This is a genomic window from Thermogutta sp., from assembly GCF_014359955.1.
GTDB lineage: Bacteria > Planctomycetota > Planctomycetia > Pirellulales > Thermoguttaceae > Thermogutta.
This window is the reverse complement of record NZ_JACIYL010000067.1, coordinates 1-10461: the sequence shown is the minus strand read 5'-3', so window position 1 is coordinate 10461 and position 10461 is coordinate 1. Positions and strand designations below refer to the sequence as shown.

The 10461-nt window shown below is 58.3% G+C and carries 10 protein-coding genes; 8 read left to right on the top strand and 2 right to left on the bottom strand.

Annotated elements, in window-relative coordinates; translation table 11 throughout:
• Both H5U08_RS03725 and H5U08_RS03720 read left to right on the top strand, forming a co-directional pair.
• Positions 1-754: tetratricopeptide repeat protein (locus H5U08_RS03725; protein ID WP_297030290.1), on the top strand; the 754-nt coding region annotated here is incomplete at its 5' end.
• 87 nt (positions 755-841) lie between these two features.
• A complete protein-coding gene (locus tag H5U08_RS03720) occupies positions 842-2218 on the top strand; it encodes a hypothetical protein (RefSeq protein WP_297030288.1) in 1377 nt (458 codons plus the stop codon).
• Positions 2219-2287: 69 nt separating this feature from the next.
• On the opposite strand, the gene H5U08_RS03715 is transcribed toward H5U08_RS03720, so the two are convergent.
• The gene (locus tag H5U08_RS03715; RefSeq protein ID WP_297030286.1) at positions 2288-2764 is read right to left on the bottom strand and encodes an NUDIX domain-containing protein; all 477 of its coding nucleotides are present in this window, start codon (positions 2762-2764) and stop codon (positions 2288-2290) included.
• Between the two features lie 348 nt (positions 2765-3112).
• Between H5U08_RS03715 and H5U08_RS03710 the strand changes: the two genes are divergently transcribed.
• From H5U08_RS03710 to H5U08_RS03685, 6 genes are all read left to right on the top strand, one after another.
• Positions 3113-3613, top strand: coding sequence for a hypothetical protein (locus tag H5U08_RS03710; RefSeq protein WP_297030283.1), 501 nt, complete (start codon positions 3113-3115; stop codon positions 3611-3613).
• 141 nt (positions 3614-3754) lie between these two features.
• A complete protein-coding gene (locus tag H5U08_RS03705; RefSeq protein ID WP_297030280.1) occupies positions 3755-5176 on the top strand; it encodes an AGE family epimerase/isomerase in 1422 nt (473 codons plus the stop codon).
• Positions 5177-5231: 55 nt separating this feature from the next.
• Positions 5232-6371, top strand: coding sequence for a cellulase family glycosylhydrolase (locus H5U08_RS03700; RefSeq protein ID WP_297030277.1), 1140 nt, complete (start codon positions 5232-5234; stop codon positions 6369-6371).
• Between the two features lie 206 nt (positions 6372-6577).
• Positions 6578-7549 carry a DMT family transporter gene (locus tag H5U08_RS03695; protein WP_297030275.1) on the top strand — a complete coding sequence of 324 codons (972 nt, stop codon included), beginning with the start codon at positions 6578-6580 and terminating at the stop codon, positions 7547-7549.
• Between the two features lie 54 nt (positions 7550-7603).
• Positions 7604-8110 (top strand): DinB family protein, encoded by a 507-nt coding sequence (locus tag H5U08_RS03690; protein ID WP_297030273.1) that lies wholly within the window; start codon positions 7604-7606, stop codon positions 8108-8110.
• Positions 8111-8208: 98 nt separating this feature from the next.
• Positions 8209-9549 carry a DUF4339 domain-containing protein gene (locus H5U08_RS03685; protein ID WP_297030270.1) on the top strand — a complete coding sequence of 447 codons (1341 nt, stop codon included), beginning with the start codon at positions 8209-8211 and terminating at the stop codon, positions 9547-9549.
• 48 nt (positions 9550-9597) lie between these two features.
• Here the strand turns inward: H5U08_RS03685 and H5U08_RS03680 are convergent.
• Positions 9598-10461 (bottom strand): hypothetical protein (locus tag H5U08_RS03680; RefSeq protein ID WP_297030267.1); only part of this gene is annotated, 864 nt, incomplete at its 5' end.

The window sequence follows — 10461 nt, the reverse complement described above, 5'->3', positions numbered from 1 at the left end:
TGTGAACGTGTATGGCGCATCAAACACAATCCAACAGAAAACATTGATCGGGAAACTCGCGGCCATTCTGGCGATGGGCCTCCTGTTGGCACCGGGTTGTGCAAGCATGACGGCCCAATCGCTCAACGCCGAGGGGGTCCGCCTCTACCAGCAGGCGCGATACGAAGAGGCCCTCCAACGCTTTGGCCAGGCGCTGATTTACGACCCGAACGATGCAGCGGCCTATTACAACATCGCGGCCGTGTACCATCGGTTAGGCGACCTGTATCATCGGCCGGATGACTATGGCCGCGCAGAATCCTATTACCAACTGGCGCTTTCCAAGAATCCGCACCATATCGCCGCGCGGAGAGGTCTGGCCGTCCTTCTTGTGTCTCAGGGACGATCGACCGAGGCTGTGGCCATGCTCCAGAACTGGGCCAATTCCGCCCCCAGTTGGGCAGAACCCAAGATCGAACTGGCACGGCTCTACGAGGAGCTGGGCGACCGGTCCGCCGCGCAAAAGCAGCTCTTGGAGGCCCTCGCCCTTGACCCGAACAACGTGCGGGCTCTCAACGCATTGGGCCATCTCCGGGAGCTGGAAGGGCAAAAGGAACTGGCGCTGGCCAACTATGAACAATCACTCCAACTGAACCGACAACAGCCGGAACTGGCGCTGCGTGTTGCTGCACTGCGAAACGAAATCCGGCTGGCTCAAAGTAGAGGGCGAAACAACCCGGCTCTGGCGGCGGGTACCAGTCCCCAGGTCCGTTAGCTCACTGGGCGAGTCACCCACGTATTCTCGAGCGAATCATCGACAAATCCTGTGAAATCCTGACTGGGTTGCCAGAATAACTTCGGCATGATGCGACGGTTTTTCCTGAAAATCGTAATGCTTTTGGTCTTTTCATCGACGCTCATGTCGAGCCGTCCTTTTTGTGCTGGGGATCAACAGGCTTCCACCGCCGGTGCCCCTACCCCCAATTCTGGCCCTTCCCTTCCTCAAGCACCCCAGTTCGACCACGTTGTCCTGCTTCTGCGCAACGGGCATGTCATCGAAGGAACTCTCATCGCCATCGATGACAACTACCATGTGAAAGTCCCCCACGGCGAGATTTACATTTCTCGCCGGGATGTCGTGGCCGTCGCGGCCAGCATGCGCGAGCTCTACTACCAGCAGCGGTCCCGGGTTTTTGGTGAGGATCCTGAACCTCATCTGGAACTGGCCATCTGGTGCGCTGAACACGGCCTACCTGAAGAAGCGCGGGCGGAATTAGCAGAAGCTCGAAGACTGGCCCCGGAACATCCGGGATTACCGCTTGCCACACGCCGTGTAGAAATGGCGCTTGTTCGCCAGGGGGAAAGGGACGCTCCGCCTTCCCGACCCGCTGCAGACGGTAGCCGTACCGGCCAGATCTCCCCAGCCCAGGCCAATGTTCTGAACGCCGGAAAAAAGACCGTCCCGCCATGGAACATGGTCTCCCCCGTCCCCGACCTGGCCGTGCTTCTCCGCGGCCTGCCGGAAGACGCGCGGGAGGATTTCGTGAGGGTGATTCAACCCATCCTGAGCCACAATTGTGCGGCGGCCGCATGCCATGGGGGCGCCGGTGTACCGCCCGAAGCGCGATTGTTCAGGCTGTCTCCCGATCGGTACGCCCTTCGCGGCCAAACTGCTCAAAACCTGCGGACAGTTCTGGGGTGGATCGACTTCAACGAGCCTGGCGCCAGCCCGATCCTGACAAAGCCACTCCAACCACACGGAGGAATGCCGGGACCTGTTTTCTCCGGAACCGATATGAAGCAGTACCGTGACCTTGTGGATTGGGTTTACCGGATAACGCAGCAGCGGACGCCCCCGCCACCGGAGGATTTGCATCCGACAGAATCAGCAACCGGTACAGCCCTCACCGGCGAACCTGCTGCCGGCATCAATCTGGATGCCGTTCTGCCACTTCGCGACAGCGAAGTGCAGCCCGCCACTTTCGCGGAGGACTTGAATTCCCCCACCAATCCGGTTGTGTCGGCCGCGGGAGTGATCTCCGGAGAGGGCGGCCGTCCGCCCAGCCCTGGGGAGAATCCGGCACCCGCTTTGGGCAACTCGCCGGGCTTTTGGAGAATCCCGGTCGGGCAATTCCTTCGGCAAATTGACAGTACATCGGCGGACGTACGATTCACTTTTGGCGATTCCGCCGGAAACAGCGGCCAAGAGAGGAACACTTCTTCCGCCGCTCACCGCTGACGGCGAGTGGTTCTCAACACTGATTGAACGCAGCGTTTGAGAAGTCTTTCGCATCCACACGGGGAGGTTTCACGGTTCCCAATCGAGCTGGATTTCTCCGGCCAGAACCTTCCGCAAAAACTCGCGATTGCTCGACAGCAAATCGGACAGGCCGAGAATCTCGGGAATTGTGTACCAACCGATATGGCTTACCTCAGCCGCGTTGGGAACGATTGGGGCGTCCTCTGCGAGACGTGACTGCCACCAGCTCAGGTGAACACCCCATTCTGTACGACTTTCCCAGATTCGCCGCACCGGTTGAACGCAGACGCCGAGCTCCTCCCGAAGTTCCCGCACAACCGCTTCTTCTTCCGTCTCCCCTTTCTCAATAGCCCCACCGGGGAAACAGAACTTTCCCGGGGCCGATACCTGATGCGAACGGCGAATGAGCAACAGCCGATCTCCTCGCACAATCACAGCCACCACGCCGTGCTTGCGGATCGGCAGGGCCGACCCCGGGCTGGCCGCTCGGGGAGTGTCCTGGTGCGTGTTGTCCGTATCTCGCATTTCCTTTAAGAATCTCCGTGAGACATTGGCCAATCGGCCTCACCACGTAATGGCGATTGCTGGCGGACATTCAGACTTTCAAAAAATCGTGAACTGTCCCTTCTCTCGTTCTACAGATGCGATGGATAAAGAAAAAGACAGGCAATGCCAAGAAACGGAGCGGTGTCACGGCGGCCCCGATTTTTGCCTCCGTTGACGGCACCTGGGGGTTTCCCGTTGCTGTGCCCTTCCGGCAGTACGGCACACCGCGTGGCGGATACAATAATAGGCTGTGCCGCCAACGAAATCAGGTGCCTGCTGGCGGCTGGATTGTTACGCAGATTGTTTCTGTCTTTTTCAGGTCGAAGAATGTCCACCGAAAATAATCCGCTAGCGCCCAACAACGAGCCATCGGACGGAAATGGCCTTTCCGTACTCACCGGCTTTCAGGTGTTTCTCGAATCGGGGCTGCGCCAAATCGGAGGGGTGTTACGCCGCTTCGAAACCACGCGCTGCGAAGTGTTGGCCCTGGAGACGGTGCCCGGCAATCCCGCGGCGCTGCTCAAAATGGTGGTAACTCACCCGAACGATGGCCGGATCATCCTCGAGAGGGCCGGGCTCCCGTTCACGGATTACAAGCTCGTTGGGGTCATTCTACCCGAGGGAGTCCAGCCCTTGCTTCGCATTCTCTTGCCGCTGGCCCAGGGGAATGTTTTGGTCCGGGCAACGCACTCCGTGGTTCTTCCAGGTAGAGAGCGTGCCGTGGTCCTGCTGGAAGCCGAGCCAATCCCCCGGGCGGTAGAGATCCTGCTCACCCATGGCTTCGATCTTGTGCCAGCCAAACTGCTGGATGAAGAGACACAAGGATGAGCGAGCACCACAACACCATTGCTCTTTGCGGTCGCCTTCCTGGCCGAAGGCTGACGGAAAAACATGGCTGCGTTCAGGTGACACCTGGACGTTTTTAAAAAATCTTGCCAACAGGCATTCGAGAACCAGGAGAAACCAACCATGAGACATCGCAGGGTGCATCCTTTTGATCGCTCAGGTCATAGAGCCCGGACCGCTGGAAGCTGGATTCTTGCCCTGACCGCGATCACATTGGTCTCAGTGCGCTTTGCGGGTGCGGCCGAGCCGGCGGCAGAAAGTCCATCACCGCAACAGAGCGATTATGTTCGCCTTGCGGAAGAGATGGACTCCCACTTTCTGGATCAGATCCTGCCGTTCTGGTTCCCGCGATGTATTGATCAGCAACACGGCGGTTTTCATCCCCACTTTCGCGCCGATGGGACGCCTGGTCCCCGGAATGAAAAAACGATTGTATTTCAGGCCCGAATGACCTGGGTGGCGGCCGAGGTGGCACGCCGCTATCCCGATCGAAAGGCCGAATTCCAGGCGTACGCCGAGCACGGACTGAAGTTTCTCCGCGACGTGCTGTGGGATTGTCTGGAAGGTGGATTTTTCTGGGGCCTGGACGAAAACGGAAATCATCTGTCCTCCTACGGCACGGAAAAACACCTCTACGGCATCGCGTTCGGGCTTTATGCGGCGTCGAATGTTTACCGGTTAACGGGCGATAAAGATGCCCTGGTGCTCGCCCAAAACACTTTTCGGTGGCTTGAGGAGCACGCCTACGACCGGCACCATGGAGGTTATTTTGAGGCGTACCACCGGGACGGAACACCTATCCTCAGCGTCCCGCCAAACGGTGCCAACGGTCGCGATCAACCCCATCGTGACCTGCTCGGCACGCCCTACGGGTTCAAGTCCATGAACAGTCATATTCACATTCTGGAAGCCCTCACGGAACTCTACCGCGCCTGGCCGGATCCGCAGGTCAAAGAGCGGCTTTTTTCCATTTTTCTGGTGGTACGGGACAAAATTGCTGTCGAGCCTGGGTGTTTGAACCTGTATTTTACACCGGACTGGCGGGCGGTCCCTGATCACGATTCGTTCGGGCACGATGTGGAGACCGCGTTTCTTCTTCTCGAGGCTGCGGAAGTTCTCGGAATCCCAGATGATCACACCACGCGACGCGTGGCAAAAAGCCTGGTCGATCACGCCCTGGAGTACGGCTGGGACTCGAAGCTCGGTGGTTTCTATGACAAAGGCACGGCTTTTGGCCCTCCATACGGCCTGGAAAAAATCTGGTGGACCCAGGCGGAGGGCCTCAACGCCCTTCTGCTCATGCATGAGTTGTTCGGCCAGCAGAATTCTCGTTACTGGAGGGCGTTCTTAAGTCAGTGGCAGTTTATCCGGAAGTACCAGGTCCATCCGCAGGCGGGCGAATGGTTTGACACCGTTTTGCCAGACGGCACCCCCGTGGAAAAGGATCTCGGGCATATCTGGAAGGCCGCGTATCATAACGGACGGGCGCTCATGCTGAGTGCATCCCGGCTGCGGCGTCTGGCAGGGCTGAATGGCAAAGAGTGATGAGCCCGGTAATGGATGCCTAGGTGAGAGAGAAATGTTCGCCATGAAGTCACCCATGCCTCTACGAAATCAGTATCGCCAATGGGGATTTTTTATCCTCGTGTGGGGTGTTGCCCTGCTGCCGGGGATTTTCACACCTGCCCAAGAGCCGACCGTGCAGCGTTTGGAACGGGTCCGATTGTCGGCGGATGGCCAGCACTTGGTCCTGGCGCGATCGGGAAGTCCCTTCGTGCCCTGGGGCTTCAATTACGATCATGATTCCAAAGGACTGCTTCTGGAAGACTACTGGGACAAGGAATGGGACCGAGTGGTGGGCGACTTCCAGGAAATGAAGGCGCTGGGCGCGAACGTGGTGCGGATCCATCTCCAGGTAGGAAAGTTCCTCATTTCGCCCAATCAAGCCAACGAAAAAAATCTGAAAAAACTTGAGGACCTCGTTAAGCTGGCCGAGGAGACGGGCCTGTATTTGGACATCACGGGCTTGGGATGTTACCACAAGGAGGACGTGCCGGAGTGGTACGATTCTCTCGACGAATCCGAGCGGTGGAACGCCCAGGCCTTCTTTTGGCAGACCGTTGCCCGCGCGGTGGGGCATTCTCCGGCCGTGTTTTGCTACGACCTGATGAACGAGCCGGTGGTACCTGTCGGTTCCGCCCGGGAGCAAGGTTGGCTGGTCGGGAAACCATTGGGGGGAAAATATTTCGTCCAGCGGATTACCCTGGAGCAAGGAGAGCGATCACGAGCGGAAATCGCCGTGGCCTGGGTGAAGCATCTCCACTCGGCCATTCGGGAAGTGGATAAAGAGACCCTGATTACCGTCGGCCTCCTACCCGGCACGCCAGACCGAGCAGACACCTGGTCCGGTTTCCGTCCGAAGGACCTTCTCCCCATGCTGGACTTCATCTGTGTTCATATCTATCCGGAAGCGAAAAAAGTGGACGAAGCGATTCAAATACTTTCCCATTTTGCGGTCGGCCGACCGGTAGTGATCGAGGAAACCTTCCCTCTGCACTGTGGAGCGGACGAATTCCAGGAATTCCTCGCCCAATCCCGAAAATTCGCTCGGGGCTGGATCAGCTTTTATTGGGGAACTCCCATACCCGAGTTGCGAAGAAACAACGACCTCCCGTCGGCCATTCTGGCGGGCTATCTGGAACTGTGGTCAAAGCTGGCCCCTTCCTACCGTCGCCCGTGAGTTGGCTTTCCTTTCGTTTACGGCATAAGTACGGCATAACTTGTGAGAGATGGCAATGTGCGTCGTCGCGTGTTCGTCTCGGTCTCCCTGGTCGCAGGCGTCGAAATGCGATAATTTCACTGGGTCAGCCACTTCGCCGGTAGGGGTTTCGCCGGTGTGACCGCGGGCACATTGCTGACAAAACCTGTTCCAAGTACTGAGGAAATATGACGGCAACCTCCGAATTACCCACTCTCGAAGCAGTCCCCTCGCAAGAAACACGAACGTCGGCAGGCCAGTTCTGGGGACCGGCGCTGTGCCTTCTGGCGGCGATGCTCTACACAGGGACAAACATGGCCCTGCGACGACTGGCAGAACCCGGCCAGGCCGCCGACTACCCCTTCGTCCTTTTTGTGAAGGAGACCATCACCGTCCTCCTGGTAGGCCCATGGCTGCTTGCGCAGGTCCTCCGCGGGAAGATCCCCCTGCCCCGCCCAAGCCATTTCTGGCAAGTAGTCGGAGCGGGCGTCCTCACGCAGACGATCGCCAACCTCGGTCTTTTATGGGCATTCGGTACCGTGGGAATTGCCATCGCAATCCCGCTGTCGCTGGCGATGAGCCTCATCACGGCAGCGTGGATGGGAAGATTCTGGCTGGGGGAAGGTGTCTCGCCGCGGCTTTTTGTGGCCATGGTGCTCCTCATTGTGGGAATAATTCTCCTTCACGGAGGGGCGGATACACTGGAGGGCGTGGCCAGCAGTTCGTCTTCCGTCGCCCTCGCCGCTGTCCTGTTGAGTTGCCTGGCTGGCTTTATTTACGGCTTGCTCACAGTGGTCATTCGCAACGTCACCACAGGGGGGACCTCGGGCTGGTTCGTTCTGGTTCTGGTGACAGGTGCAGCGACCGTTACCCTGGGGCCATACACCTTTTATGCGCACGGGCCGGAGATTGTGTACAGTTGCTCCCCCGAGCAGTGGTTGTGGATCATTGTTTCTGGCATACTTAACCTGGTGGCGTTTTGGTCACTCACCAAAGGCCTGCGGTGGACACCGGTCGCCCAGGCCAATTTGCTCACATCCTCTCAGGCCGTGATGGCCACCATTGCCGGATGGATGGTGTTTGGGGAGGTTTTCAACCTCCAGGTAGCGGTGGGGATTGTTCTCGCCCTGGCGGCGATTGTCCTGAGCACGTTGCGATAGCGTGAAACGGAACATCGGCTCGCGGAATGGTGAACCATCCATAGGAGACAAAGCATGAATCCCTACCAGGCACTTGTCCAGGAATTCGAACAGGAAATGGCAAACACCCGGACTGTTCTCGCCAGAATTCCTGAGGACAAACTCGACTGGAAAGTCCACCCAAAATCGAACACACTGCGCTGGGTGGGGAGCCATCTGGCAAACATTCCCCACTGGGTGGAGCTCGCTTTCCATACAGAGAGTTTGGACGTGGCTCCGGTCGGCGGGGAACCCTACAAGACTCCAGAGGCGGAGTCGGTCGCCGCGATGCTGCGTCTTTTCGATCAGAATGTGGAATCGGCACGCGGCATCCTGAGCCGAGCCAAAGCAGACGAGTTTTGGAAGCCGTGGTCGCTTCTTCGGGGTGGAACAGTCCTGTTTACGATGCCGCGATGGCAGGTGGTGCGAACGTTTGTCATCAACCACACGATACACCATCGGGGACACCTGTGCGTTTACCTGCGATTACTCGACGTGCCCGTCCCCGGGCTGTACGGTCCTTCCGCGGATGATCCAGCCTGAGCCTCATGGGAAGGGAGATAGCCCCCTCGGTCCTTGCTGTACCACCGGCAAGGCCGGCCGACCCACACTGTTGGCAATGAAAAAAAGAGCAGTTGGCCATGGCGCAACAGTGGTTCATTCAGCGCCGCAGCGGCGCCAAAGACGGCCCCTTCAGCTCTCGGGAGCTGAAAAACCTGGCTCACCGGGGTGAGCTCAGTCCTGAGGACCTCGTCTGGAATGAGGAACTCGACAATTGGGTTCCCGCAGTGAGGATTCGGGGCCTTTTTGAGGACACCTCCGGTAACACCGGTGAACTTGTGCTGTCGGACGATCAAAGCAATCCGGAGCAGGCGGCCACCCCGGCTGGAGATGGGGAAGTGGCACACCAGAACACTGCGGCAGCTCCCCGACCGGAACTCAATCCGCCGACGCCGGAAAAGGAACCGAGCCCTGAAACTTGGCGCCATGGAGCGAGGCTTCGCCTCAGTCGAACCACTCGAAGGCGTCAAACGTTTGAAGGCTCCCCTGCCACGTTCGCTCGGTCGCGGGAAACTCTGGGGCGTCATCTCCTGGATCGCTGGCTCGCATTTCTCCGAGCGCGATTCGGCAGCGAATTCCTTCAGGCCAGCCAGCATCTGTTCCTGCTCTGCGGGCAGTACGGACTCCTTACGGCCGTAGTGCTCATTTTGACCGACAGCCTATTCGTTTCCCATGTCAGGGATGCGCGCAGTCTTCTGCTGACGCTGAGCATCTGTTTCTTTCTTTTCGTGGGGCATTATCTATCCGCGCGAGTGATTTTCGTACTGGACCGCTGGGAGCTGCGCACCCGGGCGCAATTGGCGTCGTCCGTGGTTCCCGACGGCATGTCACTCCTCAGCATGCTCATCGCTGTGGTGAGTATTGTCATGGGAACCGTGTACGCCCTATCCACGGGATTCGTCGATCTCATTTTTTACGCGGTGGCGATTTCTATTTGGGGTCTGTTCGCGTCGATTCAATTTCTGGATCTCGACGACCTCCAGATTGCGATCAATCCTGATCTATCGCCTATGGAGGAACTGATTGGGCTGCTCTATCTGGCCGGTAAAATGGTGGCGCGCCTCTGTCCGGTCGTTTTTGGCGTGCTGGTGCTGCTGGGCAACCTTCATCTCGCTTTAGGATTACTCTTTACCCTGACCGGAAGTCCCGCTGGGGAAGTGAATAACCTGGCCAGCGATCTTGTGCCTCACGAACTTGCTGCCATCTTTGCAGGACCGGCCATCGCAGGTTGGGGATTGGGGCAAAGCGGTCTGGTGATGGTGCTGGCCGCCTCCCTCTGGCCTGCAGTGAGCTATTCCCTGTATCTTTTGGGGCAGCTCGTCATTGCAGGCTTAGTGGCGCTACTCGCTTTACTCCATCTAGAGAATGCCAATCCGCCCCACAGCGGTGATCTGAGCAAAAGAGAATTCACCGACGGGTGAAACTTCACCCCACGCCCCCTGCTTGTCATTGCTCCTGGCTGTCCAGGATTACCGAGTTCCGGGGGTTGACCGCGGGAGTGCAGAAGGAGCCTGCTCCTGACCGGCATCACCGCGGGAGGCCTTTTCCCGTTCTTCCATTTCTTTGAGCGTCACCCCACTGGCAAGAGACCGCCGGGGATCTTTTTTGCCTTCTCCCGGAGAGGGCGGGATGATTTGTTTGATCACGATGTCATCGAATTCCACCGTCCCACCGCCCAAATAGGCATACAGCATGACGCGTCCCCAGGTCGGCGTGTACTGCGTGTGTCTTGGGGTGAAATCCTCCGTGTGGATGTTCCAGGTATTGAGCGGCCCTTTCAGGTTTTGCTGACTGCGATAGCACTCCCGCATCTGGCTCCAGTCTGGATAAGCAGTGCGCGTGCCCGTTCTGGAATTGACCCGGCCGGCTGCGGAGGAAGCTCCTGGTATTCTGGCTCCGCTGCGACTTGCCGTCCCGGGCGACTCCACCCGGTATTCACTGGGCATCTCTGCATAACACTTGATGAAAACTTTGACTGCCGGTCCGTCACTTCGCCAGCGACACTGGAAACGATACGTCGCCCCTTCCTGGACCTGGAACGGCAAGCTGTAATACATCACGCCGGTGCTGTCTCCCACGCTGCGGTCAAAACTGAACCGGATGACGTGGTTACGCGGATTTCCCGGCTCGGGCACCCAAGCGACGAGACGTCCCAACGGCTCGCGATTCTGACCCGCTCGATCCTCCCAGCCTACTGGAACACCGTTCACCGCCCGTTCAAAATCTCCTCCGATAATCAGATTGGGGTTTTTCTTCCAGTTTTCTTCAGCAATGGGATCGGGAGGCGGCGGACTCCCTGGCTCTCGACCGTAGAGTGCGTCGAGCAGTTGCTG

What these genes read in the sequence shown, in the direction of transcription:
- H5U08_RS03720 (WP_297030288.1), top strand. Translation starts at nt 842, where the DNA reads ATGATGCGACGGTTTTTCCTGAAAATCGTAATGCTTTTGGTCTTTTCA.
- H5U08_RS03715 (WP_297030286.1), bottom strand. Translation starts at nt 2,764, where the DNA reads ATGCGAGATACGGACAACACGCACCAGGACACTCCCCGAGCGGCCAGC.
- H5U08_RS03710 (WP_297030283.1), top strand. Translation starts at nt 3,113, where the DNA reads ATGTCCACCGAAAATAATCCGCTAGCGCCCAACAACGAGCCATCGGAC.
- H5U08_RS03705 (WP_297030280.1), top strand. Translation starts at nt 3,755, where the DNA reads ATGAGACATCGCAGGGTGCATCCTTTTGATCGCTCAGGTCATAGAGCC.
- H5U08_RS03700 (WP_297030277.1), top strand. Translation starts at nt 5,232, where the DNA reads ATGCCTCTACGAAATCAGTATCGCCAATGGGGATTTTTTATCCTCGTG.
- H5U08_RS03695 (WP_297030275.1), top strand. Translation starts at nt 6,578, where the DNA reads ATGACGGCAACCTCCGAATTACCCACTCTCGAAGCAGTCCCCTCGCAA.
- H5U08_RS03690 (WP_297030273.1), top strand. Translation starts at nt 7,604, where the DNA reads ATGAATCCCTACCAGGCACTTGTCCAGGAATTCGAACAGGAAATGGCA.
- H5U08_RS03685 (WP_297030270.1), top strand. Translation starts at nt 8,209, where the DNA reads ATGGCGCAACAGTGGTTCATTCAGCGCCGCAGCGGCGCCAAAGACGGC.